Origin of the sequence: Jingyaoa shaoxingensis (genome assembly GCF_014385005.1) — a bacterium.
GTDB lineage: Bacteria > Bacillota > Clostridia > Lachnospirales > Lachnospiraceae > Marvinbryantia > Marvinbryantia shaoxingensis.
Window position 1 is genome coordinate 577366 of sequence record NZ_JACRSZ010000001.1, and the last position, 25318, is coordinate 602683.

Sequence of the window (25318 nt, forward strand, 5' to 3'; positions counted from 1 at the left end):
ACTTCTAAATATTATCCTACTAAATTTATAAAATTTATCGCAACGGTTTTTAAGCTTTTGCTTCTTGATTACTTAACGGCGGAAAAAGAATGTTTTCACATAGGGCTGTTGTTTACATGTCATTTTTTTGTTTTTTTAATTCTATACCCACCAGTACAACAGATAGCATAAACGCTGAAAAATCAGCAACAGGTCCCGCAAGCAATACTCCCATAATTCCGAAACGAAGCGGGAGCAGTAGGGTAAGCGGAATCAACACAAAGGTCTGCCTTGTTAATGCCAACAGAGCACCTTTTAACGATTTTCCTATTGCGGTAAAAAAACTGGAAGAAAGCAACTGCACACCATTTACCAACACCATGAAAAGATAGGTACGCATGAACAAAACAGCAAATTCAAAATACAGCTCGTCCCCATCTCCGAATAGCGAAATGATAGATTGCGGGAAAAATTGAAATGCGATGAAAGCAATTGTGGAAACAACAAGGTTCCATTTTACCGCAAGCAGGTAAGCCTCCCGTACACGATGGTATTGCCTTGCCCCATAGTTGAAGCCGATAATCGGCTGTGTTCCCTGCGAGATTCCTACAACAATCGCTAGGATTATGGCATTTGTTTTCATAACGATTCCGCAAGCAGCTAATGGAATATCTGTTCCATATTTTGTTAATGCGCCGTAATAAGTCAACGAATTGTACTGAATGATTTGAATCACGGTAACTGCAATCTGGTTTGAGCTGCTGCTGATTCCCATGCTGCAAATTTTCATACTTTCTTTGATGTCCAATAAAAACGACTCTTTTTCAAAATGGATTGTTTGGAAACGCCATAGATAACGGAGTGCGAGTATGAAGGAAAAAATTTGCCCAATAACTGTTGCCCAAGCTGCGCCGGCAATCCCCCAATCGCAAGCAAAAATAAAAATAGGGTCAAGAATGGTATTGATAATAGCTCCCATAACCATGCAAACCATTGAATACTTTGGTTTTCCATCTGCTCGAATCAAATTGCTCATACCATTCGTTACAATAAGAAACGGCATTCCAATCAATGTTATGCTGGCATACTGCTTTGCATATGGAAATACATCTGTCGTTGCCCCAAATGCCTTTAGGAGCAAAGACAGAAAAGCTTCACCAACCAATAAATAAATAATTCCGAAAATCCCCATCAGAACAATACCATTTCCCGCTGCTTTGGCGGCAGCTTTCGGCTCTTTGCGTCCAAGACAGAGGGAAACACGGGAAGCACTGCCAATTCCAACCAGCAGTGCAATAGCAAGGCAGATGGTAGAGAACGGGTAGGCAACATTGGTTGCTGCATTTCCCAGATAACCGACCCCTTGACCAATAAAAATCTGATCCACAATATTGTAGATTGAGCCGACAAGAGACGCCATAATACTGGGAATGGCAAAATCTTTCAACAGTTTTGAAATTTTTTCATATCCTAGGGGATTCTCAGTCATTAAATTCATCCCCCTTTCTTTCTATACGGAGTTCCGCTGTAATATTTTCACCTGCCTGAATCAGCAAATCAATAAAGAGGTTTTTATCAGATTCCCTGAAGCCTTGCAATAAAAGAGCTTCTGTCTTTTCACATACCGTCTGTACCTCATCAATTACAGACAGCGCACGTTCCGTAGGATACAGCTTACACGTCCGCTTATCCTTATCATTTGGGGAACGCATAATCATTCCCTGCTTTTCTAATGCCGCAACTGTCCGTACAATATTGCTCGGATGAACATAAAACATATCCATTAAAGAATCCTGTAAAATGCCAGGCGAACGACAGATTTTAATCAAAAACATATATTGGCTGTTGTTGATTCCAAAGGGGGCAAGCTGTTTATCCAAATAGATTTTGTAAAATCGGTCTGTTACTGAAAGCCATTTTAATAGTTTCATAGATATATTCCTCCTAACCACCAGTATTATAATACAATATGCGTGCGCACGCAATTACTTTTAACATTATATCTGCCGCTTTGTCCTCCTAAACACAAATCAATTCTACATCTATAATCTCTACTGCTCTGCTACGAATATTATTCATTTTCCTAACCCATTCCATCTGATTCTGCATCTTCAGTTCTTCCGTCACTCCCCACTGTTCAGCCATCTGCTCCACCAGCATCTCAACTTTTTCCCTGACCTCTTTATCAACCTGATTCAAATGCTCCGTCAGTTTCCCGGTCAGCACCAGATACTGATACCTGGCACTCCTGTGTTCCTTCAGAAACTGCTTTCGCATTATTCCATATTTCCCATATGTAGGTTCTTCCTCATTGATTTCCAAATCTGGCAGATAATAATCTCCATGCAGTGTGTAGCTCAGTCCGTTCTTTTCATCATAAATCTGTTTCTTCATATTCTTACAACTCCATTCCTCTGTATTTTGCTTTGTTCTTTTTTATCTGTGCATTGTGTTCTTCGCTTCGTTCTCTTGCCCATTGTATGCGGTCACCTATTTTTTTCGGCATTTGCTCCTTCTGTTTTCTCGCTTCAAGTTCCGCCTGGATCCGGATATCGTCCTGTACCAGTCTTTCTACCATATCTTTCCCCAACATGCGTAAAAGCCGATTATATCTGTCCGCAAGTCCTTGCAACATTTCTTTCTCACCAGATAATTTCTGATAATCCTTCTTAACTTCTGCCAGTTCATTTTTTGTGTTTTCATGCTCTTGCTTTTTCTTCTGAAACTTACTTTTCCAACTATCTCTTTCTCTTGTGAGTTCTTTCACCTGTGCAGCCATCGCACCGATTTTGTTTTTCATTTCAATGAATAATGGTTTTATTTTCTTATCCCGGTAAGTTACCGCACGTTCCAATGCTGTAGCTTCCGGCAGAAATGTTTTGATCATTCCATATTCTTTTATTTCCTTACTGACATTATCCATCACTGGTTGCAGGAATTCTCTTCTATCTTCCAGTTTTTTCAATTCCGTTTCTGCTTTCTCCGCACGTTTTTCCGCTATCTCTTTATCTTTCTGGAACTGAATTTTTTCTTCTTCCAGTAGCTTAATATCTGCCCTTGCTTCTGCAATCTGAGAAGTCAATCCTTCATTCTCCACTGTCAGATTTTCTTTTTCCTGTTCCAATTCCTGCACTTCCTTTTTGCGTTCTTTTTTCTTGAAATTGTAAACATCCAGATGTTCTTCATGTGTGCCTTTCTGTTCCCATTCAATTCCATGCTGTTTTGCGATTTCAGCCAGCACTTCCTTTTCATGATTTATCCACTGATTCAGTTCTGTATCATGCTTATTTCCACCTTGAAATCCAAGACTTTTCAATGCCTGCTTCAATGAAACTCTGGTATCCATTCCTTTTCCCTTCCAGTTGGTCACATAAGGAACAAAGTCAATATGCAGATGCGGAGTAGCTTCGTCCTGATGCAGATAGCAGCTAAATACCCGAAGTGTCGGATTCCGTTTCTGGAAGTCTTTCACATATTCGTCCAGTACCTTTACAGCCAGATTTCCTTCTAACGTTCCCACTGCCATATCCTCACGATTACCAATCTGGAATATTACTTCATGGAACAGCTTCTCCTGTTTGCCCTGTCGGATTTTTTCATAATAATTTGCAATCTGCCGGTCCTTTCTTTTCCCGACATTGTATCTCTCCGTAGCATCGTCAAACAGTTCCTTATAAACTTCTTTCAGATTCTCATTCTTATAACAAATGTTCAATTGCACTCTGTCCGGATCTACATTTTCTGCTACAAAATCCCGTCTGTTATGAGCCAGTGAACCGGCTCCGATCATGCCACTGATTGTCCGTTTCATCATAAATTTTCTCACCTCTTTTCTACTCGAGTGCCAGACATGGCACATAATTTTTATTTACGCCAGTTATGGCAAGATTTAAGAAATTTTCGCCGGATACGGCGGTTTTGTTACTTTTGTCAAAAGTAACGCAAAAGCACTTTCGACAGCCGTACCGTCCATCAAAAGTCCCCTTGCGCCCTGCCGGGGACATAACGTCCTTATGGACGTCTGTTCTGCACCGACCGAAGTGGATCATAGATCTGTTTATTCTGGTATCCTCACCTGCACATATTCCAAATCTCCACAATAAGGCGTTCCCACCAGATACCATTCTCTTGCCAGATTCATCTCCATTCTGGTCTGTACCCATTCATCACCTACCAGCACTTCCAGTCCTTCTCCGCAGTGAAATCCTGTATCAATCCATAAATCTGATGATAATAATCCATATCTGTCATTGCTGCTGTTATATCCTAATCTTCCCTGTTTCATTGTATCTTTCTCCCTTCACGACTATCTAATTTGCTATAAACTCACAAACCATCAACTAACTCCCGGCTACACCTTACCGACATTCTCCTTGTCTGCTATCTACAGGTGCGTGACACGATCCTGTAATAGAGTAGTCAGAAAGAACCTTTACCATCGAAAGCTCTCTTGTATTCCTTTTCTGTCAAGGTATTCCTGCCGGAACTTTTCTCTTTCTTCTTCCGTTGGTGCAGTTTTGAATTTGCTATACATTTCACGATTCACCATTGCATCCAGTTTCTTCTCTAAGCCCAACCGGATTTTTTCTTCACCATCATAGTTGTCCATCAAAAAATATTGCAGGAGTTGAAGAAATAACTCGTATGGAATCTGTACATTTCTATTTTGCATCTGTCCTCCTTTCAAGGTAGCAAGATTCCCTCTTCTTAAGAAATGGTAATCTTGCCATCTTCCATTTTTATTCTGGTAACATCCAATACCATTGCTTTCCACGTTTCACAGAATCAATCTCAAGTTCCCGTTTGGCATTCCACAACGTTTTTCCTTTTATTCCTCTGCCTTCTGCTTCTTCTGCAATTTTCTTCTGAGCCATTCCTCCATTTGCCAAAATTTCAAGAAGAAATTCTTTTGCCTTCTGGCTTTTTTGTCCTCTGCCATCTCCATTAAGAAGTTCATCGGCACTGATATCATATTCTCCAATCCATTCAAATCCATTATTCTTATCCAGCCTGAATGCAATGGACATTCCTTCCGGTGCAAGAGAACTCTTCGTATGACATACTACTCTTACTTCCGGTTCTTCCTTAACTCGCCCGACAATCAGAACACTTCTTGCAGCAGCCTGAAAATCAATGGAGCCAAGTCCACGATAAGAAGATTTGCCGTTGCTGTTTTTATTCATATGACCAATCAAAATGACTGCACAGTGATATTTTTCTGCCAGCACTGCTATACGCTTCATCAATGGTCTAATCTCATTTGCCCTGTGCATGTCTACGTTTGCTCCCAGGAACCCCTGAATCGGATCAAGGACAACCATTTTTGCTTTTGTCTGCACGATTGCTTCTTCCAATCGAACATCTGCCATTGTCAGTGGCTGGTCACTGTCATCAATCACCATCACCTTTGAACAATCCGCACCCGCAGCAAGTAATCTGGGTTTGATAGTATCTCCAAGACCATCTTCTGCTGTCTGATAAATCACATGTACAGGTGACATAGAAGACTGTTCCTGCATATTGTCTTCGCCATCTAAACCATCGTTCCCACTATCAACTTCATCACTTCGTTTTTCTTTTATTTTCATCGTTGTATCCGTAACAGGAAAAATCGGCTCTCCTCTGGTCAGTTTTGCAATAATCTGAAGTACCATCGTTGTCTTGCCTTCCCCTAGATCTCCCTGTATAATAGTCACTTTCCCATAAGGAATAAACGGATAAAGCAGCCATTCTATCTGCTCCACCTCTACTGAATCCATTTTGATCAGTTTCAGTTTTGGTTCTATTCTGCAATTTTCAACTTTATTTTTTTCATTCATATTCATTTCATCATCTACCTCCTGCCCCTCCGGGCAAGTCTCTGATGAACAGATATTCGGGAATTGTTGTATCTTTCAATTCGTGATATACTTAATCTGCCAAGATGGTATATCAGTGAATCTGATTATCAGAGAACTTGCTCAGATATTTTATCTGGGCTTTTTCTTTTTTGTCTGTCAGTAGTCATAGCTTCTGCTCCTTACACAAATCTCCTTGTAGGAATAATGATAATTTCAAATTTGCTTCCGTCCTCTAATTCAAGAAGAATCACATAATCTGAATCCCGATCTGGTAAGATGGAACTTATCTTCAACTTCTTACTGTAGTTAATTGCATCAAATATTTTTCCGACTACTTTCTTTGTTTTCATTTGTCTTCCTCCGTATTAACGTTTGTTGTCCAGCATCTCAGCTACTTTTTTCTGCTGTGACGGGTACAGATGCCCATAAGTGTTCAGTGTCATCTGAATATCTTTGTGCCCCAACCTTTCCTTGATAATCAATGGTTCTACGCCCTGATAGATTAAATATGCTACATGGCTATGCCGGATATCATGCACTCTGATTGGTTTTACACCAGTCAATGCTTCATATTTCTTGAGACGTTTCTGCAGCGTTCTCGCCACAATTGGGAACAACCGCTGATCTTCCGGAAGTCCATAATGCTTCTTCGCATACTCCTGCACCTCTTCTTTAAGAAAATTTGGAATATCAATAGTACGGACCGAATTTTCTGTTTTTGGAGTATCAATCATATCTCTTTTCCTGATTCGGTTATAAGTCTTATTGATATGAAGGAGATTTCCACTCATATCAAAGTCCGAAAGACTCAATGCCAGAAGTTCTCCTTCCCTGATTCCTGTCCAGAACAGAATTTCAAATATCAAATAATCTTCACTCCCCGGTTCAATCTCGGCGATAAATCTGTCATATTCTGCTTTCGTCCAGAATTCCAGTTTATTGGCATCCGATTTCCCCATCTTTTTTACTTTCTTACATGGATTTTCCTTCAGATTGTAAATTTTCTGTGCATGATTAAACAGTGCATTTAACTGATTCTGGATCATACGCTCATAAGTCTTGCTGTAACCTTTTTCCTGAATGGTGTTCTGCCACTGGATAATCTCTGCCGGTGTGATCTCATTCATTTTTCTTGTTCCAAAATACGGAACAATGTGCTTGTTCATCATGTGCTGCTTATTGCGGATTGAATTTTCTTTTAGTTCATTCTTCTTATCTTCAAAATAGACTGAAATAAAACTGTTCATCTCCATTTTCATATCCGCCGCAGTCTTTCTTATGAATTCCTTTTCATAATTCAATGCTTCTTTCTTTGTCTTGAACCCTCTTTTCAGCTTCTGCGTTTTCTTTCCTGTCCAGTCAATATAACGGAAGCTCACATACCAGGTTCCCTGTGTTTTGTCTTTGTAAGCTGACATCTTAAACCCTCCTTCATACTGCTCTCTGAGAGCATCCATAAAATTTTGTTTCCCAGTAAGGACGTGGTATCTTCCCACGAACTGCAACATATCCTTCCTTTGCCAGTTCATCATTGAGCTGCTTCAGAATAGAATATGCTTTACTGCGTTTCACACCTAATTCTTCCATGACATCATCAACAGTCATCATATAATTAGTTCTCATAGCGTCCTCCTTTTCAGTCACTTTTGTGACTTCTTTGATGTTTTTTACTATAATTCACTTTTGTGACTTTGTCAATAACCTTTTGCGAATTTTATTTTTATATTCCATTCTACATTTTCAGGCTCTGCGAAAATCAACCTCTTTCGCATCATTCACTTTTGTGCTAGAATAGAATCACAAATATTATTAAGGAGGCAGCACTATGGTAGGTAAAAAAATCCGGGCATACCGGGAATTCAGAGGCTACAGTCAAATACAATTAGCCGAGCTGTCCGGCATTAACGTAGGTACGATCAGAAAATATGAACTTGGAATCCGGAATCCAAAACCGGATCAGTTAGAAAAGATAGCAACTGCACTGGGATTAAATGTAAGTGTTTTTCTGGATTTTAATATTGAAACAGTCGGAGATGTACTCTCCCTATTGTTTTCTATTGATGATTCTGTGAATCTCTCACTTGCTGAGATGCCTGATCAGAAAATTTCACTGACGTTCGATAATCCTACAATGCAGGACTTTTTCAGGAAATGGTGTCAATTTAAAAATGTCTATGAAAAGGAAAAAGCTGAAATATTAGCTATTGAAGATGAAGATAAAAGACAGGAAGAAATGGATAAGCTGAACGCTACCCAGGAAGAATGGAAACTGCGTGCCATGGGAACTACTATAGGTTGTCATACTATCGTTAAAAAAGGTACCGAGGGCAATACTATCAAGGCATATTCTTTAACTTAATATAAAATGTTTGAAAGGAACGAATACCATGAAAAAAATAGATAGCAATGAAATTATAAACTTTTTAAATTCTAAATGGCAAGGAAGTACTTGTCCAATGTGTCATGCTGGAAATTGGAATGTCAGCAATAAAGTTTTTGAACTTCGTGAATTTAACAATGGAGATTTGGTTATTGGCGGTCCTTCAAGTGCTATCACTCCCGTTGTGCCTGTCACCTGTTCGAATTGTGGCAATACAATTTTTATCAATGTTTTATCAACTGGATTGTTAAAGGAGTAGTCAATGTCCGAAATTCATACTAATGATTCAAAAATAATTTCTGAAACCAATAATACATTTTTACACTCAAAAGAGAAAAAATCACAAATAACTATTGCTAACGATACATGGCTACCAGACAAAGCCAAAAACAATTATCACACTCAAAGACTCAAACAGTCAAAGTGGGCATTTTGGCTTAGCTTTTGGGGTGCTATTGCCGGATTTGCTGTTTTAATCATTACAACTTTTATATATATTGCTTCAGATAATCCTTCTGCTGTTGGATATATCTCTGGTATTATTATTGAAGCAACATCTGCTCTATTTTTCACATTGTCTAATAAAGCAAATGAAAAAATATCTGAGTTTTTCGACAAACTCACTTTAGATTCAAATACAACACACGCAATGCACATGACGAAAGAAATTTCCAATTCTGATGTAAGAGATCAACTACTTGTAAAGCTTTCATTACATCTTGCTGGAATTAATGAAGACAAAATTTGTAAACAAACCATCGAAATTTGTACTAATTCGCAGAATGAATCTCCAAATCAAGCTGATTAACTACATATTTTGTTATCATTCTGTTATCACAAGCGGTTGTCAGGACACTCTCCCGGCAACCGCTTTTCTATACTGTTCGTTATTATTTTCCGCTCTTTTATATATTTTCAGGCAACAGAAAAACCCCGGAAACCTTGCGGTTCCGGGGCATCTTACGCTACAGTACGATGTACACGAAGTACATACTAAATTATATATGATGATCTGTCAATCAATGATTACTCGATGATTGTAGCAACACGTCCTGATCCTACAGTACGTCCACCTTCACGTTTGTGAGGTTCTTAAAATCTCATTATTTTCTGTGATTTTCGTGTCTTTATTGTCCTGTGTTATAGGATTTCTACGCTATATTTCTGTTCTCTTCATTTTTTAGTATCAAAACGGTATCACAGCCAGATTTTCATGAGCTGTCAACTTTCCGGTTGCAGATTCCCACCTTGACTGTTATAATCGAAACATGGGTGCTATCATAACGGTAGGCGGTTAGTCCTTCAGCAGAGGGACTGTGACCCTCTGATTACATAGAAACTCGAAAGAGAATCCACTGGAAAGGAGGGCTAAGCCAATGAGTATTGTGGACTTTATTGCAGTCGTGAGCTTCGGCATCACCTGCTTTTGTGCCGGATACACATTCGGCAAAGATAATAACAAGACACAAAAATAACCGCCCCAGCCTCGCAAACTGAACGGTTATTTTTAATCAATTAAGTATGTGGACTAACCGTCTATCGGTAGCACTCTTTTTCTATAATCATATTAGCACGCATGTGTGAAAATGTCAAAAAATTTCTTCATTCTTGGTTATTAATCTCCTTGATCAACTGTACTGCCTTCTCTGCATCATCGGTTTTCACGAATATATCCACACCATATATTCCAAATCCTGGTGCCCCATGCATTGCAACATTCGCACCTGCTTCCTGCGAAAAAGCTGCTATTCCATTTTGCTTTAACATTTCTACAAGTTGTTCTGTCTCTACTATATTCTGTGCATTATAAATTTTTGTCCATTCTACCTTAGATAGGGAAATTTCCTTTTTCTCCTGAACATTTGACGAATTCTGGTTTCTTTTTCGATTAATAAATGCCAAGAGCCTAAGAATAATAAATGCCACAATAGTAATACCAATCAGAAATCCCAATGCTAATCGTGTTATCTGTTTTTCTGTAGCTCCCATTCTAAATAAACATATACCATAGATGACTGTAAAAATTCCTGCACATATCACACTGGTGAGAAAATCTCGCCATATAGTAGCACTTTGGAGCAAACATTTATCCCATATTCCATTATACACCATAATAGATGCATACAGGATTCCTCCTACTAAGACAGTTGCTGTCTCTCCTAAAACCAAGCGAACATCCACCGTTAATAACATCTGAATAATAATCGCTAACACACTAATCACAAACATTGATGCAAATGCAAGATTTCCAGCCTTTAATGCTTTTTGTTTCACCCATTCTTCATACACCGCAACTTTGTCCAGTGTTTCTTTCATCTCTTTATTCATAGTCTGGCTCCTTTCTCCATCCAGGAGCTCTCTCATCTCAACATCGTAATACTCAGCAAGTTGAACAAGTATACTGAGATCTGGCATATTTATTCCTGTTTCCCATCTGGAAACTGTTCTTGCAGATACCTCAAACTTCTCAGCAAGCTGCTCTTGTGTAAGATTCTTTTCTTTACGACATTGCTTTAAAAAAGCTCCAATCTTTTTTGTGTCCATGTCTCTACCTCTCTTCCACTTACAGCTTACCAATATGTACCAAAATTACCACGACATAAAACGAGAATCCGCTAATTTTCAACCGGACATCGTATGTCTAAAACAAGTAAACGGTATTTTCACCCCAAAAGCATTCTATTCCTCTATAAATTAACCTTCTCTTTTATGTCTATCCATAAGCAGCAGAATAAACATAACAAACCATATCACCCATGCAATTAAACAACCGATTCCTATATGCCAAATATCTATAATCATTCCAGCAATAAAAGGAATTGACATAAACATCATTCTCTTCCCATATGCCTTACACATAGCATTTTCATCATATTTTTTTCGTTCTTCTGCTGATTTCATATTATAACCAGACAAGAATTTGGATGCTTGTCCTTTTGACCTATAAAACCATATTCCAAATAAAAGCATAATCACTGCCATTGCAAAGTCAAAAATAATATAAATATAGAACATATAATGCCTTCCTTTCAGTCAATTCCTCAAACCAGAAATTATTACTTTTTGCATAGTGTGTTTTCTAAAATGATAATAACCACGACATCAACTACAATGATTCCCAATGCAATATATACAAAAAATGCAGGCAAAATATTTTCAAGCAAGCCCATAATTAATACAAGAATTGCTATAATAGACATTCCAACTCCCATTGTCCTGCATAACTTCTTTTCATCATATTTTTTCTTTTCTTCTTTTGAAGCTGTATTATATCCAGAAATAAACCAGCTTCCGTGTCCAGAAAGTAAAACTATAGAAAGTACAGCAAATATTACAAAGACAATCCACACTATCCAATCAGAACCTGTTGCTAAATCTGCTAATTTCAATTATAGACCCCTCCCTAAATTCCGTTTTTCTTAATTCTAAAAATCTGAAAGTTGTCTTTTAAGATTTCAATTTCGTTAAATCCTCTAAATACATTTCTGTATAACCACATTCTGGGCAGACTGCAACTCTAACATCATCTATAGTTGTCGCCTTTTGTTTTTCATCTACACGAACAACCATCCCATAGCCACCGCCATTAACTTTAAGTCTTAAATCTAATTTCATACTTGCTCCACACTTTTCACATTTCCTCATTGTTTATACCTCCAAATCCCGAATTTGAGAAAAAGCCCAAAGGACTTTTAATGTCCCTTATGCTTTTCTCTTTTCTTTCGCTGTTTTAGTTCAAACATTCGCTGTTCTTCCGCCTCTTTTTTCTTTCGTTTTTTTTCTTTACGCTCCTGTTTGTTCTGTTCCTGTTGTAATTTCAACGCCTGTTGCGATTTTGTGCCAATGCCAGTTTCCAGCATCTGCTTTTTTGCTGAACACTGCATCCGTTTCGGATTTCTTTTTATATCCTTTACAATAGCTTCAACAGCCGGACTGAATTTCAAACCGAAATAGTATTTTTGAATATATTCCTGCACTTCATAATCTTTTGGTTCTACGCCAAATGTTACCTTTGCCACAGATAATTTACCATCTTCAATATGCTCAAATATGCCTACCCAAAATGGTTCTTCAAAATATACCGTCAATCTTCCATTTACTCTGTCCATAAAAATCCCTCCTAAAATTTATTGAACAAAGAATGGACAACCCGGAGGGGCAGGTTACTTACCCTATTTATATAGGACGGCCGGGCTACCTACCGGCTCTGGCACATCAAAGATGCACGTTGCGTTTTTATCTTTGTTTTGATAAGTTTCAATTTACCTTCACTTTATTTTACCATAGTGCTTTCTAAAGTTCTATTCTAATATACAAAAATGTAAAAAAGCGATTTTATCCCCCTCGCAATCACACATATATCATGTTTTTCAATACAATTTCTTCTGCACTAGCTTTTATATTATTCATCAGCCTGACCCACTCCATCTGATCCTGTGCCTTTAATTCTTCAGTTACACCCTGTTTTTCTGTCATCTGTTCCATAAGCGTTTCCACCTGTTCTCTAGCTTCCTGATCAGTCTGATTCAGATGTTCATTCAGCTTTCCAATCAATAACAAATACTGATACCTTGCTGATCTGTGTTCTTTTAAGAACTGCTTTCGTAACATTCCATATTTTCCATATGTCGGCTCTTCTTCTCTTAAAACCAGATCCGGCAAATAGTAATCTCCATGCAATGTATAGCTCATTCCATTTTTTTCATCATAAAATTGTTTTTTCATAGTCTAAATCTCCAATCCTTTGTATTTTGTTCTATTTTTCTTACGTTGTTGGTTTTCAATCTGACTCTTTTGAGTCGCCCATTCCAACTGTTTCAGAACGCTTCCCTTTGGCATTTGCTCCATTCGCCGTTTTTCTTCCAGTGTCCTCTGTTCTTTAATATCCTGCTGCACCACATCCTCTACAGTTTCTGATCCCAAAATACGCACCACTCTGTCATATCTGTCCGAAATCTCTTGTAAACGTTGATTATCATTTAATAATTCCCCATTTTCTTTACGCACATCATCTAACTGCGTTTGGATATCATCACATTTCTCCGTAGATTTTTGATATTTGTTTTTCCAGCTTTCTATCGTTTTGTTAAGTTCTACAACCTTTCCAGCTAATGCAGCAATCTGATTCTTCATCTTGATAAACAATGGCTTGATTTTATTTTCTCTGTAAGGTACTGCACGTTCAAATGTTCCTGCCTCCGGTAAAAACGTCTTAATCATTCCATATTCTTTTATTTCTTTACTGGCATTATCCATAATCGGCTGCAGCACATCTCGACGCTCTTCCAGACTTTTTACTTCTTTTTCTGCGTCCTCTGCCCTTTGTTCTGCTTCTTGTTTCTCCCTGATTGCCTGTTCCTTATCGTCTTTTAAAATCTGGATATCTGCTCTGAATTCCGCAATTTGTGCTGTCAGTTCTTCGTTTTCTGCAGTTAGATACTCTTTCTCCTGCTCCAGCTCCTGTACTTCCTTTTTTCGCTCTTTCTTCTTGAAGTTATAAACATCCAAATGTTCCTCATGAGTACCTTTCTGTTCCCATTCAATGCCATGCTGTTTTGCAATCTCTGCCAGGACCTTTTTTTCATGGTTCATCCACTGGTTCAACTCTGTATCATGCTTATTTCCACCTTGAAATCCAAGACTTTTTAATGCCTGTTTCAACGAAACTCTGGTGTCCATTCCTTTTCCTTTCCAATCAGTCACATAAGGAATAAAATCAATATGTAAATGTGGAGTAGACTCATCCTGATGTAGATAACACCCAAATACCCGTAGCGCTGGATTCCGTTTCTGGAAGTCCTTTACATATTCATCCAGCACTTTTACAGCCAGATCTCCTTCTACTGTTCCGACAGCCATATCTTCTCGATTTCCAATTTGAAAAATCACTTCGTGGAACAACTTCTCTTGTTTTCCCTGCCGAATTTTTTCATAGTAATTTGTAATCTGCCGATCTTTTCTTTTTCCGATGTTGTATCTCCCCACAGCATCATCAAATAACTCTTTATAGACTTCCTTCAGATTTTCATTCTGGTAACAAATATTTAATTGTACTCTGTCCGGTTCTACATTCTCTGCGAAAAACTCTCTCCTGTTATGGGCCAAAGAACCTTTCCCTATCATACCGCTAATTGTTCGTTTTATCATAATGTTTCTCACCTCTTTTCTGAGCAAGTGCCAGATAGCACATAATTTTTATTTACGCCAGTCATGGCGATATTAAGAAATTTTCGCCGGATACGGCGGTTTTGTTACTTTTGTCAAAAGTAACGCAAAAGCACTTTCGACAGCCGTACCGTCCATCAAAAGGTACCCTTGCGCCCTGCCGGGGGCTATCCAATCAAATTATTCCGGTATTCTTGCCTGTACATATTCCAGATCTCCGCAATATGATGTTCCCACCAGATACCATTCTCTTGCCGGATTCATCTCCATTCTTGTCCGTACCCACTTATCATCAACCAGCACCTCAAGACCTTCTCCACAGTGAAATCCCGTATCAATCCATAAGTCTGATGCCAACAATCCATATCTGTCATTACTGCTGTTATATCCTAATCTTCCCTGTTTCATTGTATCTTTCTCCCTTCTTCACAACTATCAAATTTACAGTAATCTCACATTCCAGCCATAGTTTTCCGTCTGCACCTTACCAACTTTCTCCTTGTTTACTTCTCACAGGTGCGTGACACGCTCCTGTAAAAAGATAGTCAATAAGAACTGTTACCATCGAAAGCTCTCTTGCATTCCTTTTCTGTCCAGATACTCCTGCCGGAACTTTTCCCGTTCTTCTTCTGTTGGTGCAGTTTTGGATTTACTGTATACCTCACGATTTACCATTGCATCCAGCTTTTTCTCCAAACCTTTTCTTATATCATCTGCTTCCTGTTCCTGATCCAGTAAATGATATTTTATAATCTTTCCAAATAACTCCTCTGGAATCATAACGTTTTTCAAGTTCTCACCTTCTTACAATTTATGTAAGGACGCAACACTGCAATGTCTTTACAGATTGCAACCTTGCATTTTAATTCCGCATTTTCTATATACTCTGCAATGTTGCACCCTTAATTTATTCCGGCTTAACTTTATCTAAATCCCAATACCATGAATTACCGATTCGTCTTGCCTTAATTCCAAGTTCCTTTTTTGCATTTTCCAGTGTTCTTTTAGAAATATTCAAATCTTCTGCCATATCAAAGATTTCACTGCTTTGCACAGAAGCTGATGTTTCTGCCAGTTCCCTCAGCATCTTTTTTGCCTGTTCCAGTTTATTTACCTTTGGAGCAATTCCACCAAGCACCTCATCTGCTGTGATTTCATAGTCACCTATCCACTCAAATCCGGTTTCTGTCAGGCGAAATGCTTTGGAATGTCCAAATGCAGCCAGATTATTTTTAATCTGAACCACTGCTCTTAAGTCCGGTTCTCCCTCTATTCTTCCTACCAGTAATACGCTTCTGGCTACTGCAAAAAAGTCAATCGAACCCATTCCTCTATATGCAGCTTTATTTCCACCAGCTTTATTCATATGTCCGATTAATAAAATTGCACATTTATACTTTTCTGCCAGCAAGCTCAATCTTTTTGTCATATCCCTTGCTTCATTTGCCCGGTTCATATCCATTGTTCCTCCAAGGTATGCCTGAATCGGATCTAAAATAAGCACTCTCGCACCAGTCCGTTTGATAGCAGTTTCCAGTCTCTCATCTATCATGGAAAGTGATTTTTCTGTTTCATCTATAACCATGATTCTTTCACAGACCGCTTCTGCCAGCTCCAGTCTGGGTTTTACCGTATCTGCCAGCCCATCTTCCGCTGTCTGATAAATAATATTTACTGGTTCTGTTACTTTCATATCGTTATCCAGACCTTCTCCTTTAGACAATCTCGCTGCAATATTTAATATCAGCGTAGTTTTTCCATCGCCCGGATCACCCTGAATGATCGTTAATTTCCCATAAGGGATAAATGGATACCAGAGCCAGTCCACTGTCTGGGACTGGACATCTGACATCTTTATCATTTTCAAATCTGTTTTATTCTCATTTCTCTGTTCCATAAATTCCTCCATTTTCCCAACTGTTCTCGCCAATTCTCTGTTGTTCTCTGGAAGAATCCCTGCTATAATCAACTTGTCTAGGGTTGACATTTGTGGATTCGTCCCCATTTGTCACATTGCTCCGGTTGTTCGTACTTCCGGAGCTTTTTATATTTTCATCATCCAGCATATCTGCCACCACTTTCTGCTGATCTGGATATAAGTGCCCATAAGTATTCAATGTAATGCGAATGTCCGTATGTCCAAACCTTTCTTTAATCATCAATGGTTGCACTCCCTTATTAATCAGAAATGCCGCATGACTGTGACGAATGTCGTGTACTCTTATCTTTTTTACTCCGGTCTTTTGAACCACCTGTTTTAACTTATGCTGTACTGCTTCATGAACCATTGGAAAAATCCGTTCATCTTCGGGCAACTCATACAGTCTGCTAATATAGTCCTGAATCTCTTTTTTCAGAAATTCCGGTATGGAAATCGTACGGTTCGATTCTTCTGTTTTGGGAGATGTAATCACGTCCTCTCCATGCATACGGTAGTAAGTTTTATTGATATGAAGTAGATTCCTTTCAAAATCAATGTCAGCAGGTGTAATGCTGAGTGCTTCGCCTTCTCTCGCTCCTGTCCAGAATAATAATTCAAACAGCACATAATATTTGCTTCCCGGTTCGATTCCGGTCATAAACTGCCGATATTCTTCAATTGTCCAAAACTTCATTTTCTTTTTTGAAGTCTTTCCCATACGTTTTACTTTGTCACAGGGATTATCTGCCAGATTGTAGATATTCTTCGCATGATTGAACAATGCCGTCATCTGATTCTGTATTGTTTTCAGATAATCATCTGAATATCTTTTTTCAATAATCGTATTCTGCCACTGGATAATCTCTGCTGGTGTGATACTGTTCATCGGTCTGTCCTTAAAATACGGTAACAGTTGAGCATTCATCGTATCTCTTTTGTTCTTGATACTCCTGTCCTTCAATGACTGAGACTTGTCTCGGAAGTAGACTTCTACAAACTCTCCCATTGTCATATCCATGTCTGCTTTCGCTGTTCTTTTATACTCCGCTTCAAAATTTAATGCTTCTTTCTTAGTGCGGAATCCTCTTTTTACTTTTCGCTTTTTGGCTCCTGTCCAGTCCTCATAATAAAATGAAACATACCAGGTTCCTCTTTCTTCATCTTTGTATGCTGCCATACTTTCTCACCCCCTTACATTGCAATCTGGGAATATCCATAAAATTTCTTTTCCCAGAATGCCCTCGGTATCTTGCCCGAAACGGTTACATATCCCTGATCTGCAAGCTCTTTGTTCAGTTTGCGAAGCAGTTTGTAAGCATATCCAAGTGAAATCCCCATGCTCTCTGCAACTTCTTCCGCTGTAATCATATAGTTCTGTCTCTGCATATCATTTCCTCCTTATCTATAATTATCATTTTCACTGATACTATATCATTTTAAATAATCATTGTCAATAATTTTTATCTGTATGAATGATATTTTTCTATATTGTTGATTTTTATCATTTGTGATATACTAATCATAGCTTTTAAGGAGGTGGATAATATGCAGGAATCATCTATTTCAGAAAAAATAAAAGAGCTGCGAACTGATCTGAAGATGAATCAGAAAAACTTTTCTGCAGCTATCGGTATACGTCAGTCAACTTTATCCAGTTATGAAAATGGTGTGGTTACTCCCTCCAATGATGTGCTATTGACTATTGCTCAGAAATTTCATGTCTCACTGGACTGGTTATTTGGATTATCTGAAAATAAAGTACAGATTTCTACTCTCAGCGATATTATTTGGGTTTTATTGCAGATGAATGAATCCAATGAACTCCGGTATGAACTGGATATAAATAATAAATTTCCCGGTGATATAGAAACAGAAACACAGAAATGGTATGCCGGACTTCGCTTTTATGGAAATGATCCGGAACACTCTTTAAATGCAGATATGTGTAATTTTCTTGCTGATCTGCAGGAGAACAGAGAAAGCCTGGAATCTTATTTCACAGGTAAAGATATGTTTGATATGTGGAAAAAGCAGACATTGGAATACTACACTTCCAAACCTGTCACCCATAAAGAAATTGAAGAACTGGATTTTGAGACACGAATCCGTAAACGAGATGAACTTTTAGCACAGAAATTTTCCAATAACGAACAGAAATAGTATCATAACAGTATCACAGGCAGATATGCGAAGATTTTCATTTTCTTCCTATACCTGCCTGTTTTTAATTTATTCGCTATTCTTTACAGCCTTATTTTAAACTTTTACTCAACAGAAAAACCCCGGAAACCTTACGGTTCCGGGGTATCTTACGTTTGGACACAATGTACCTTGCGGTACTCTATTTATATAATTAAGATGTTATGCTAAAATTATTCGATAACTGTAGCAACACGTTCACTTTCCTCAAATATATTTAGAAATTCTTTATAACTTCTTTACCTATTTAATTTCTAAAATATTTCACTCATTCTGTTAAATATTTTTCATAAATTGAACTCTTGCATCTCAAAAAATTAATTTATTAACTCAAATCTATACTTTTGTACTATATCTGGATATTTTTTATGGTCAACTTCAGATATAAACATATTATACGGTCTAACATAAATTTCTTGTTTTCCATATAATGCCTTATACACTACATACTTTTCTCCAGTTTCTGAATGTGTTGCTATAGCCAATATCAGATACTCTTTATTTTTAAAATGCTTATATTTTTTTCCAACTTCAATTTGTCTCATTTTTATCCTTTCTAAGCATTTTCATCAATTCTGAAATAAACATATATGTAAAAATTATTATGCATATTACTAATAATGCTACTGCTATTCCTACAGTAATCCAAATATTAGATGCTTGAAAGCTTCCTTTCCAATAGTCAATAATATCTGTCGATTGATTCACCAACAAACCAACAAAAAAGGCAACTATTACACCATTGATTGCCAATTTTCTAAATTCATCTATACGCTTTAAACCCGCTTTTTCTTCAATAATTTTTGATGCATCAGCTAATGCTTCGTCTCGTACCTCTGCACGGATTTCATCATAAATTTTATCTGTTAAACTCTTTTTTATAGCATCTACATAGCCGTCTTTGTCTTCTGGTACTGCATTCTCTCTGAATACTACTTTATTCTGAGACTCTATGTATTTATCAAGCACTGTTTTTAAAGTTTCTGACATTTAATTTTCCTTTTTCAATAATAAATTTACCGTATCTAAAACCTTTGCCTCAAATTCATCAGATAATTTTGCGCCAATAAACTTTTCTTCATTTTGATATGCTGCATTTTTTTTGTTTTTATATTGTTTCATCTCTGATGGCCTTGACTTTAATTCTTCAAAAACCATCTGAGCAATTCTGATTCCAGGATAAATCTTTATAGCATAATTTGTTGCATTAAATAATCCAATTTTTAAATTGCCCGTATATGTAGAGTTACAATGTTGGTCACTTACAAGCAATCCTAATCTTGTAAATTTGGTTCTTGGTCGAATATGTGCTGTAATATTATCTGGAAGATTAATTTTTTCAGATAAAGACACCAAAAGATATTCTTTAGGAGAAATTGTATATCCAGAAATTGGCAACTCTCTTTCCTCATACATACTGTCAATGTCATTCTGATCGTATAAACTAATACACTTAATCTCCTTTTTCAAAACAGCAACCATGTTTCCAATTGCTAAATCATAAGATTCACTCTGCAATGCTGTCTCTGAAAAAGGGCTTATTAATGACTCACTATTTTTTTGAAATTTTGTGTCAATACATAACTTCCTTATCTCTTTATCTGTTAAAATCATAATCCTCACCTGCGTTCAATAATATAAATATAATAATACACTTTCCTCCTAAATACAATGTTTAAATCTCAAAAATTTTAATCGGATCACTTTATCCAATTCAATACTAAAGTTTTTCTGTATTTACTTGAATACTTATGTTCTATATACTAAACTACATTGCAATTGTGCACTTCGACTCCCATGCTTTTATGCCAGATACACATTTTCTAAAAACAATAACAAGATACAAAATAATCACTTCGGATCACAAATATTGAACAGTTATTTTTATCAATTAATTTTCCAATAACGAACAGAAATAGTATCATAACAGTATCACAGGCAGATATGCGAAGATTTTCATTTTCTTCCTATACCTGCCTGTTTTTAATTTATTCGCTATTCTTTACAGCCTTATTTTAAACTTTTACTCAACAGAAAAACCCCGGAAACCTTGCGGTTCCGGGGTATCTTACGTTTGGACACATGTACCTTGCGGTACTCAATATATATTAATCAGTGATTACTCGATGATTGTAGCAACACGTCCTGATCCAACAGTACGTCCACCTTCACGGATAGCGAAAGTAAGACCCTGTTCCATAGCGATTGGATGGATCAGTTCGATAGTCATTTCTACGTTATCACCAGGCATGCACATCTCTGTTCCTTCTGGAAGAGTGATCAGACCTGTTACGTCAGTTGTTCTGAAGTAGAACTGTGGACGATAGTTGTTGAAGAATGGAGTATGACGTCCACCTTCATCTTTTGTCAGAACGTAAACCTGAGCTGTGAACTTTGTGTGGCATGTAACAGTACCTGGTTTAGCAAGTACCTGTCCACGCTGGATATCAGTTCTCTGAACACCACGAAGAAGAGCACCAATGTTATCACCAGCCTGAGCTTCATCAAGGAGTTTACGGAACATTTCAACACCAGTTACAACTACTTTACGAGTTTCTTCTTTGATACCAACGATTTCAACTTCGTCAGATACATGAAGAACACCACGTTCTACTCTACCAGTTGCAACAGTACCACGACCTGTGATAGAGAAAACGTCCTCTACAGGCATCAGGAATGGCTGGTCTGTAGCACGCTTTGGATCTGGGATATATTCGTCAATTGTGTCCATCAGTTCCATGATCTTGTCTCCCCATGGTCCCATTGGATCCTGCAGAGCCATCAGAGCGGAACCTTTGATGATTGGGCAATCTTTGAATTCATATTCTTCCAGCTGTTCTGTGATTTCCATTTCAACGAGTTCAAGAAGTTCTTCGTCGTCTACCATATCACATTTGTTCATGAATACTACGATGTAAGGTACACCTACCTGACGGGACAGAAGGATATGTTCCTTTGTCTGAGCCATAACACCATCAGTAGCAGCTACAACCAGGATAGCGCCATCCATCTGAGCAGCACCAGTGATCATGTTCTTAACGTAGTCAGCATGACCCGGGCAGTCAACGTGTGCATAGTGTCTCTTTTCTGTTTCATATTCTACGTGAGCTGTAGAAATTGTGATACCACGTTCTCTTTCTTCTGGAGCTTTATCGATGTTTTCGAAATCTGTAGCTGTGTTACCAGCAACTCTTTCAGACAGAACTTTTGTGATAGCTGCTGTTAAAGTTGTTTTACCATGGTCAACGTGTCCGATGGTACCGATATTACAATGTGGTTTGGTTCTCTCAAATTTAGCCTTTGCCATTGTGATTTTCCTCCTTAAAACTATACGCTTTCTGCGATTATGATTGTTATAAAATATAACAGGCTATCTAAGATTATATTTCAAATCTTAGATATTTTCAAGCCTATTTTTATTTATTCTGTCTTATTTAGACTTATCGCTCAGTACTTTTTCCTGTACAGACTTTGGTACTGGCTCATATTTCTCGAAGAACATAGAGTAGTTACCACGTCCCTGTGTCTTGGAACGAAGGTCTGTAGAGTATCCGAACATTTCTGCCAGCGGTACGTATCCGCGAACGATCTTTCCACCGCCGATATCATCCATACCCTCGATACGTCCACGACGGGAGTTGATATCACCGATAACATCACCCATGTATTCTTCCGGCATAGTTACTTCAACCTTCATGATCGGCTCAAGTAAGATTGCTCCGCCCTTCTTCATAGCGTCCTTGAATGCCATAGAACCGGCAATGTGGAATGCCATTTCAGAAGAGTCGACTTCATGGTAAGATCCATCGTATACGTTAGCGTGTACACCAAGTACAGGGAATCCTCCAAGGATACCAGACTGAGCAGCTTCTTCAATACCTTCTCCTACAGCTGGAATGTATTCCTTAGGAATAGCACCACCGACTACAGTAGATTCAAACTTGAAGGTCTCTTCACCGTTTGGATCCATAGGTGTGAAGATAACTTTACAGTGACCGTACTGTCCACGTCCACCGGACTGTTTAGCATACTTGCTGTCAACTGTAACCTCTTTTGTAAAGGTTTCTTTGTAAGCAACCTGAGGTGCACCTACGTTAGCCTCTACCTTAAATTCACGAAGCAGACGGTCAACGATGATTTCCAGGTGAAGTTCACCCATACCAGCGATGATTGTCTGACCTGTTTCCTGATCAGTATGAGCACGGAAAGTAGGGTCTTCTTCTGCAAGTTTTGCAAGAGCTTCACCCATTTTACCCTGACCAGCTTTGGTCTTCGGCTCAATAGCCAGCTCGATAACTGGTTCTGGGAATTCCATGGATTCCAGAATTACCGGATGCTGTTCATCACAAATGGTATCACCTGTAGTTGTGTTCTTGAAACCAACTGCTGCAGCGATATCTCCTGAATAAACTTTATCCAGTTCCTGTCTCTTGTTCGCATGCATCTGAAGGATACGTCCTACACGCTCCTTTTTACCCTTTGTTGCGTTCAATACATAAGAACCAGAGTTCATAGTACCTGAGTAAACACGGAAGAATGCCAGTTTACCAACAAATGGGTCAGCCATAATCTTGAATGCCAGAGCGGAGAATGGTTCTTCATCAGAAGAATGTCTTTCCACTTCATTTCCCTCCATATCAACACCCTTGATAGATGGGATATCGATAGGTGATGGCATAAAATCGATAATAGCATCCAGAAGCTTCTGAACACCTTTGTTACGGTAAGCTGTACCACAGCAAACCGGAACTGCTGTACATTCACATGTACCTTTTCTCAGGACCTTCTTCAGAGCTTCAACGGATGGTTCTTCACCTTCCAGATATTCCATCATCAGATCATCATCCAGTTCGCAGATCTTTTCAACGAGTTCTGTATGATACAGTTCCGCATCTTCCTGCATATCTTCCGGAATATCTACGATAGAAATATCTTCACCCTTTTCATCATTATAAATATATGCTTTCATTTCGAACAGGTCGATGATTCCCTTGAATTCATCTTCCTTACCGATTGGCAGCTGAAGAACGATAGCGTTCTTACCAAGTCTTGTTCTGATCTGATCTACAGCACCATAGAAGTTAGCACCAAGGATATCCATCTTGTTGATGAATGCCATACGTGGTACATTGTAGGTATCCGCCTGACGCCATACGTTTTCTGACTGAGGCTCAACACCACCCTTTGCACAGAAGACGCCGACAGCGCCATCCAGTACACGAAGGGAACGTTCTACTTCTACTGTAAAGTCAACGTGTCCTGGAGTATCAATGATATTGATACGATGTTCCAGAGCACCTGGCTGTGGCTTACAGTTTTCCTGATGTGTCCAGTGACAAGTTGTAGCTGCTGAAGTAATTGTGATACCTCTTTCCTGCTCCTGCTCCATCCAGTCCATGGTAGCAGTACCTTCATGAGTATCACCGATTTTATAGTTAACACCAGTGTAATACAGGATACGCTCTGTTAATGTTGTCTTACCAGCATCAATATGCGCCATAATACCAATATTTCTGGTTCTCTCCAACGGATATTCTCTTCCAGCCAAGGTAAATTCCTCCTATTAGAATCTGTAGTGAGCGAAAGCTTTGTTTGCTTCTGCCATCTTGTGCATGTCTTCTTTTCTCTTTACAGCTGCACCTGTGTTATTGGCTGCATCCATAATTTCGTTCGCAAGTCTTTCTTCCATTGTTTTCTCGCCTCTCTTGCGGGAGAACATTGTTAACCAGCGAAGAGCTAATGCCTGACGTCTGTCAGCTCTTACCTCGATAGGTACCTGATAGGTAGCTCCACCGATACGTCTTGCCTTTACTTCCAGTACAGGCATAATGTTGTTCATAGCTTCTTCAAATACTTCGATAGCTGGCTTTTCAGTCTTCTCAGCCACTCTATCAAATGCTCCGTATACGATCTTCTGAGCTACACCTTTTTTACCATCTAACATGATGTTGTTGATGAGCTTTGTAACCACTTTGTTATTGTATAACGGATCTGCTAATACGTCTCTTTTCTGAGTATGTCCTTTACGTGGCACGTTACTTCCCTCCTTAATATATTCATTAATTCATCGGTACTCACATGTGTCGTTCTAATGTGTTCGTGCTCGAAAGCTTCTATTTAAACCTGCAACCACCTGGTAATAGAACCCCGGCACTAATACTAGTTCTGTTTGTGATACGAATTATTTTACTTCTTAAAAATAATACTAACTACAATCTAAGAATTATTTCTTAGCGTCTTTTGGTCTCTTTGCTCCGTATTTGGAACGAGCCTGTCTTCTCTTAGCAACACCTGCTGTATCCAGTGTACCACGGATGATGTGGTATCTTGTACCTGGTAAGTCTTTTACTCTACCACCGCGGATAAGAACTACGCTATGCTCCTGCAGATTGTGTCCTTCACCTGGAATGTAGCTTGTTACTTCAATGTTGTTTGACAGACGAACTCTGGCGATCTTTCTAAGAGCTGAGTTAGGCTTCTTAGGTGTAGCTGTCTTAACAGCTGTACAAACTCCTCTTTTCTGTGGAGCAGATGTATCAGTGCTTTTCTTCTTCAGGGAGTTAAAGCCTTTCTGAAGTGCTGGAGCAGTAGATTTTTTAGATGTTGTCTGTCTGCCTTTTCTTACTAACTGATTAAATGTTGGCATTCTTTTTACCTCCTGTGTTATTCCCTCATGGGGTGTGGTTGCCGGTTATTCATTCTTGAATAATTCCGTGTATGCGCACTTATACCTTTGATTCTCGTCGCATACGGTTAAATTATAGTGATTAGATTTCCTTCTGTCAAGAACTTTCTTATATTTTTCTAAAAACAATAGACACTTTTTCTTTCTCA

The 25318-nt window shown here is 38.5% G+C and carries 32 protein-coding genes and 1 pseudogene; 4 read left to right on the forward strand and 29 right to left on the reverse strand.

Annotated features, from left to right (window positions below; genetic code table 11):
* Positions 1 to 112: 112 nt before the first annotated feature.
* The 10 genes from H8716_RS02720 to H8716_RS02765 form a co-directional block, all read right to left on the reverse strand.
* Positions 113 to 1468 (reverse strand): MATE family efflux transporter, encoded by a 1356-nt coding sequence (locus H8716_RS02720; RefSeq protein WP_330384686.1) that lies wholly within the window; start codon positions 1466 to 1468, stop codon positions 113 to 115.
* Positions 1461 to 1910: a MarR family winged helix-turn-helix transcriptional regulator gene (locus tag H8716_RS02725; protein ID WP_117606416.1), complete on the reverse strand. Its 450-nt coding sequence runs from the start codon at positions 1908 to 1910 to the stop codon at positions 1461 to 1463. The genes H8716_RS02720 and H8716_RS02725 overlap by 8 nt, the downstream gene beginning before the upstream one ends.
* 88 nt (positions 1911 to 1998) lie before the next feature.
* Positions 1999 to 2373: a TnpV protein gene (locus H8716_RS02730; RefSeq protein ID WP_249306991.1), complete on the reverse strand. Its 375-nt coding sequence runs from the start codon at positions 2371 to 2373 to the stop codon at positions 1999 to 2001.
* A gap of 4 nt (positions 2374 to 2377) precedes the next feature.
* Positions 2378 to 3793: a plasmid recombination protein gene (locus tag H8716_RS02735; RefSeq protein WP_283242902.1), complete on the reverse strand. Its 1416-nt coding sequence runs from the start codon at positions 3791 to 3793 to the stop codon at positions 2378 to 2380.
* 243 nt (positions 3794 to 4036) lie between these two features.
* On the reverse strand, positions 4037 to 4264 hold the full coding sequence (locus H8716_RS02740; RefSeq protein ID WP_249306993.1) for a DUF5348 domain-containing protein: 228 nt from the start codon (positions 4262 to 4264) through the stop codon (positions 4037 to 4039).
* Positions 4265 to 4411: 147 nt separating this feature from the next.
* Positions 4412 to 4651, reverse strand: a complete 240-nt coding sequence (locus H8716_RS02745) for a complexin-2 (protein ID WP_249306994.1) — start codon at positions 4649 to 4651, stop codon at positions 4412 to 4414.
* 67 nt (positions 4652 to 4718) lie between these two features.
* Positions 4719 to 5804 (reverse strand): AAA family ATPase, encoded by a 1086-nt coding sequence (locus H8716_RS02750; RefSeq protein WP_249306995.1) that lies wholly within the window; start codon positions 5802 to 5804, stop codon positions 4719 to 4721.
* Between the two features lie 194 nt (positions 5805 to 5998).
* A complete protein-coding gene (locus tag H8716_RS02755) occupies positions 5999 to 6169 on the reverse strand; it encodes a hypothetical protein (protein ID WP_009243121.1) in 171 nt (56 codons plus the stop codon).
* Positions 6170 to 6184: 15 nt separating this feature from the next.
* Positions 6185 to 7237: a site-specific integrase gene (locus H8716_RS02760; protein WP_249306996.1), complete on the reverse strand. Its 1053-nt coding sequence runs from the start codon at positions 7235 to 7237 to the stop codon at positions 6185 to 6187.
* A 13-nt stretch (positions 7238 to 7250) separates the two neighbouring features.
* Positions 7251 to 7442, reverse strand: coding sequence for a helix-turn-helix domain-containing protein (locus H8716_RS02765; protein WP_009243123.1), 192 nt, complete (start codon positions 7440 to 7442; stop codon positions 7251 to 7253).
* A gap of 202 nt (positions 7443 to 7644) precedes the next feature.
* Here H8716_RS02765 and H8716_RS02770 point away from each other — a divergent pair, with 202 nt between their 5' ends.
* Genes H8716_RS02770 through H8716_RS02780 form a run of 3 tightly spaced genes read left to right on the forward strand, consistent with a single transcriptional unit; the run spans position 7645 to position 9007 of the window.
* Positions 7645 to 8178 (forward strand): helix-turn-helix domain-containing protein, encoded by a 534-nt coding sequence (locus H8716_RS02770; protein WP_249306997.1) that lies wholly within the window; start codon positions 7645 to 7647, stop codon positions 8176 to 8178.
* 28 nt (positions 8179 to 8206) lie between these two features.
* Positions 8207 to 8458: a hypothetical protein gene (locus H8716_RS02775; protein ID WP_177505593.1), complete on the forward strand. Its 252-nt coding sequence runs from the start codon at positions 8207 to 8209 to the stop codon at positions 8456 to 8458.
* 3 nt (positions 8459 to 8461) lie between these two features.
* Positions 8462 to 9007 carry a TRADD-N-associated membrane domain-containing protein gene (locus H8716_RS02780; RefSeq protein WP_249306998.1) on the forward strand — a complete coding sequence of 182 codons (546 nt, stop codon included), beginning with the start codon at positions 8462 to 8464 and terminating at the stop codon, positions 9005 to 9007.
* Positions 9008 to 9801: 794 nt separating this feature from the next.
* Here H8716_RS02780 and H8716_RS02785 read toward each other — a convergent pair.
* The 12 genes from H8716_RS02785 to H8716_RS02840 form a co-directional block, all read right to left on the reverse strand.
* Positions 9802 to 10743, reverse strand: coding sequence for a helix-turn-helix domain-containing protein (locus H8716_RS02785; protein WP_117674936.1), 942 nt, complete (start codon positions 10741 to 10743; stop codon positions 9802 to 9804).
* Between the two features lie 150 nt (positions 10744 to 10893).
* On the reverse strand, positions 10894 to 11214 hold the full coding sequence (locus H8716_RS02790) for a DUF3784 domain-containing protein (protein WP_008373564.1): 321 nt from the start codon (positions 11212 to 11214) through the stop codon (positions 10894 to 10896).
* A gap of 41 nt (positions 11215 to 11255) precedes the next feature.
* The gene (locus H8716_RS02795) at positions 11256 to 11588 is read right to left on the reverse strand and encodes a DUF3784 domain-containing protein (protein ID WP_117598193.1); all 333 of its coding nucleotides are present in this window, start codon (positions 11586 to 11588) and stop codon (positions 11256 to 11258) included.
* Positions 11589 to 11646: 58 nt separating this feature from the next.
* Positions 11647 to 11844, reverse strand: coding sequence for a zinc ribbon domain-containing protein (locus H8716_RS02800; RefSeq protein WP_008373560.1), 198 nt, complete (start codon positions 11842 to 11844; stop codon positions 11647 to 11649).
* A 47-nt stretch (positions 11845 to 11891) separates the two neighbouring features.
* Positions 11892 to 12308 carry a YjdF family protein gene (locus tag H8716_RS02805; RefSeq protein ID WP_249306999.1) on the reverse strand — a complete coding sequence of 139 codons (417 nt, stop codon included), beginning with the start codon at positions 12306 to 12308 and terminating at the stop codon, positions 11892 to 11894.
* A 241-nt stretch (positions 12309 to 12549) separates the two neighbouring features.
* Positions 12550 to 12924 (reverse strand): TnpV protein, encoded by a 375-nt coding sequence (locus tag H8716_RS02810; RefSeq protein ID WP_117598191.1) that lies wholly within the window; start codon positions 12922 to 12924, stop codon positions 12550 to 12552.
* Between the two features lie 3 nt (positions 12925 to 12927).
* Complete coding sequence (locus H8716_RS02815; protein WP_118333175.1) at positions 12928 to 14346, reverse strand: plasmid recombination protein; 1419 nt, start codon at positions 14344 to 14346, stop codon at positions 12928 to 12930.
* 198 nt (positions 14347 to 14544) lie between these two features.
* A complete protein-coding gene (locus tag H8716_RS02820; protein ID WP_008373529.1) occupies positions 14545 to 14772 on the reverse strand; it encodes a DUF5348 domain-containing protein in 228 nt (75 codons plus the stop codon).
* Positions 14773 to 14922: 150 nt separating this feature from the next.
* Positions 14923 to 15156, reverse strand: coding sequence for a complexin-2 (locus H8716_RS02825; protein ID WP_330412578.1), 234 nt, complete (start codon positions 15154 to 15156; stop codon positions 14923 to 14925).
* A gap of 115 nt (positions 15157 to 15271) precedes the next feature.
* Positions 15272 to 16273, reverse strand: a complete 1002-nt coding sequence (locus tag H8716_RS02830) for an AAA family ATPase (RefSeq protein ID WP_181977662.1) — start codon at positions 16271 to 16273, stop codon at positions 15272 to 15274.
* On the reverse strand, positions 16245 to 17462 hold the full coding sequence (locus H8716_RS02835; RefSeq protein ID WP_249307000.1) for a site-specific integrase: 1218 nt from the start codon (positions 17460 to 17462) through the stop codon (positions 16245 to 16247). Before H8716_RS02835 ends, H8716_RS02830 begins: the two co-directional genes overlap by 29 nt.
* 14 nt (positions 17463 to 17476) lie before the next feature.
* Positions 17477 to 17671 carry a helix-turn-helix domain-containing protein gene (locus H8716_RS02840; protein WP_008373524.1) on the reverse strand — a complete coding sequence of 65 codons (195 nt, stop codon included), beginning with the start codon at positions 17669 to 17671 and terminating at the stop codon, positions 17477 to 17479.
* A 159-nt stretch (positions 17672 to 17830) separates the two neighbouring features.
* Between H8716_RS02840 and H8716_RS02845 the strand changes: the two genes are divergently transcribed.
* Entirely contained in the window at positions 17831 to 18445 is a 615-nt protein-coding gene (locus H8716_RS02845) for a helix-turn-helix domain-containing protein (protein WP_243008134.1), read from the forward strand.
* A 362-nt stretch (positions 18446 to 18807) separates the two neighbouring features.
* Here the strand turns inward: H8716_RS02845 and H8716_RS02850 are convergent.
* The 7 genes and pseudogenes from H8716_RS02850 to rpsL form a co-directional block, all read right to left on the reverse strand.
* Positions 18808 to 19029 (reverse strand): annotated as a pseudogene (locus H8716_RS02850) (DUF1653 domain-containing protein); the annotation flags it as partial.
* Entirely contained in the window at positions 19016 to 19474 is a 459-nt protein-coding gene (locus H8716_RS02855; protein ID WP_249307002.1) for a DUF3827 domain-containing protein, read from the reverse strand. The pseudogene H8716_RS02850 and the gene H8716_RS02855, both read right to left, overlap by 14 nt.
* Positions 19475 to 20098: a dCTP deaminase gene (dcd, locus tag H8716_RS02860; RefSeq protein WP_249307003.1), complete on the reverse strand. Its 624-nt coding sequence runs from the start codon at positions 20096 to 20098 to the stop codon at positions 19475 to 19477. It lies immediately after the preceding gene.
* Between the two features lie 505 nt (positions 20099 to 20603).
* Positions 20604 to 21791, reverse strand: coding sequence for an elongation factor Tu (gene tuf / locus H8716_RS02865; protein ID WP_249307004.1), 1188 nt, complete (start codon positions 21789 to 21791; stop codon positions 20604 to 20606).
* Between the two features lie 123 nt (positions 21792 to 21914).
* The gene (gene fusA, locus H8716_RS02870) at positions 21915 to 24032 is read right to left on the reverse strand and encodes an elongation factor G (RefSeq protein WP_283242904.1); all 2118 of its coding nucleotides are present in this window, start codon (positions 24030 to 24032) and stop codon (positions 21915 to 21917) included.
* A 15-nt stretch (positions 24033 to 24047) separates the two neighbouring features.
* Complete coding sequence (rpsG, locus tag H8716_RS02875; RefSeq protein WP_249307005.1) at positions 24048 to 24518, reverse strand: 30S ribosomal protein S7; 471 nt, start codon at positions 24516 to 24518, stop codon at positions 24048 to 24050.
* A 189-nt stretch (positions 24519 to 24707) separates the two neighbouring features.
* Positions 24708 to 25130, reverse strand: coding sequence for a 30S ribosomal protein S12 (gene rpsL / locus H8716_RS02880; RefSeq protein WP_249307006.1), 423 nt, complete (start codon positions 25128 to 25130; stop codon positions 24708 to 24710).
* Positions 25131 to 25318 lie beyond the last annotated feature (188 nt).

Bases quoted from the DNA above. Each gene is read 5' to 3' on its own strand.
- H8716_RS02720 (WP_330384686.1), bottom strand. From the start codon at position 1,468: ATGACTGAGAATCCCCTAGGATATGAAAAAATTTCAAAACTGTTGAAA.
- H8716_RS02725 (WP_117606416.1), bottom strand. From the start codon at position 1,910: ATGAAACTATTAAAATGGCTTTCAGTAACAGACCGATTTTACAAAATC.
- H8716_RS02730 (WP_249306991.1), bottom strand. From the start codon at position 2,373: ATGAAGAAACAGATTTATGATGAAAAGAACGGACTGAGCTACACACTG.
- H8716_RS02735 (WP_283242902.1), bottom strand. From the start codon at position 3,793: ATGATGAAACGGACAATCAGTGGCATGATCGGAGCCGGTTCACTGGCT.
- H8716_RS02740 (WP_249306993.1), bottom strand. From the start codon at position 4,264: ATGAAACAGGGAAGATTAGGATATAACAGCAGCAATGACAGATATGGA.
- H8716_RS02745 (WP_249306994.1), bottom strand. From the start codon at position 4,651: ATGCAAAATAGAAATGTACAGATTCCATACGAGTTATTTCTTCAACTC.
- H8716_RS02750 (WP_249306995.1), bottom strand. From the start codon at position 5,804: ATGAATATGAATGAAAAAAATAAAGTTGAAAATTGCAGAATAGAACCA.
- H8716_RS02755 (WP_009243121.1), bottom strand. From the start codon at position 6,169: ATGAAAACAAAGAAAGTAGTCGGAAAAATATTTGATGCAATTAACTAC.
- H8716_RS02760 (WP_249306996.1), bottom strand. From the start codon at position 7,237: ATGTCAGCTTACAAAGACAAAACACAGGGAACCTGGTATGTGAGCTTC.
- H8716_RS02765 (WP_009243123.1), bottom strand. From the start codon at position 7,442: ATGAGAACTAATTATATGATGACTGTTGATGATGTCATGGAAGAATTA.
- H8716_RS02770 (WP_249306997.1), top strand. From the start codon at position 7,645: ATGGTAGGTAAAAAAATCCGGGCATACCGGGAATTCAGAGGCTACAGT.
- H8716_RS02775 (WP_177505593.1), top strand. From the start codon at position 8,207: ATGAAAAAAATAGATAGCAATGAAATTATAAACTTTTTAAATTCTAAA.
- H8716_RS02780 (WP_249306998.1), top strand. From the start codon at position 8,462: ATGTCCGAAATTCATACTAATGATTCAAAAATAATTTCTGAAACCAAT.
- H8716_RS02785 (WP_117674936.1), bottom strand. From the start codon at position 10,743: ATGGACACAAAAAAGATTGGAGCTTTTTTAAAGCAATGTCGTAAAGAA.
- H8716_RS02790 (WP_008373564.1), bottom strand. From the start codon at position 11,214: ATGTTCTATATTTATATTATTTTTGACTTTGCAATGGCAGTGATTATG.
- H8716_RS02800 (WP_008373560.1), bottom strand. From the start codon at position 11,844: ATGAGGAAATGTGAAAAGTGTGGAGCAAGTATGAAATTAGATTTAAGA.
- H8716_RS02805 (WP_249306999.1), bottom strand. From the start codon at position 12,308: ATGGACAGAGTAAATGGAAGATTGACGGTATATTTTGAAGAACCATTT.
- H8716_RS02810 (WP_117598191.1), bottom strand. From the start codon at position 12,924: ATGAAAAAACAATTTTATGATGAAAAAAATGGAATGAGCTATACATTG.
- H8716_RS02815 (WP_118333175.1), bottom strand. From the start codon at position 14,346: ATGATAAAACGAACAATTAGCGGTATGATAGGGAAAGGTTCTTTGGCC.
- H8716_RS02820 (WP_008373529.1), bottom strand. From the start codon at position 14,772: ATGAAACAGGGAAGATTAGGATATAACAGCAGTAATGACAGATATGGA.
- H8716_RS02830 (WP_181977662.1), bottom strand. From the start codon at position 16,273: ATGGAGGAATTTATGGAACAGAGAAATGAGAATAAAACAGATTTGAAA.
- H8716_RS02835 (WP_249307000.1), bottom strand. From the start codon at position 17,462: ATGGCAGCATACAAAGATGAAGAAAGAGGAACCTGGTATGTTTCATTT.
- H8716_RS02840 (WP_008373524.1), bottom strand. From the start codon at position 17,671: ATGCAGAGACAGAACTATATGATTACAGCGGAAGAAGTTGCAGAGAGC.
- H8716_RS02845 (WP_243008134.1), top strand. From the start codon at position 17,831: ATGCAGGAATCATCTATTTCAGAAAAAATAAAAGAGCTGCGAACTGAT.
- H8716_RS02855 (WP_249307002.1), bottom strand. From the start codon at position 19,474: ATGTCAGAAACTTTAAAAACAGTGCTTGATAAATACATAGAGTCTCAG.
- dcd (WP_249307003.1), bottom strand. From the start codon at position 20,098: ATGATTTTAACAGATAAAGAGATAAGGAAGTTATGTATTGACACAAAA.
- tuf (WP_249307004.1), bottom strand. From the start codon at position 21,791: ATGGCAAAGGCTAAATTTGAGAGAACCAAACCACATTGTAATATCGGT.
- rpsL (WP_249307006.1), bottom strand. From the start codon at position 25,130: ATGCCAACATTTAATCAGTTAGTAAGAAAAGGCAGACAGACAACATCT.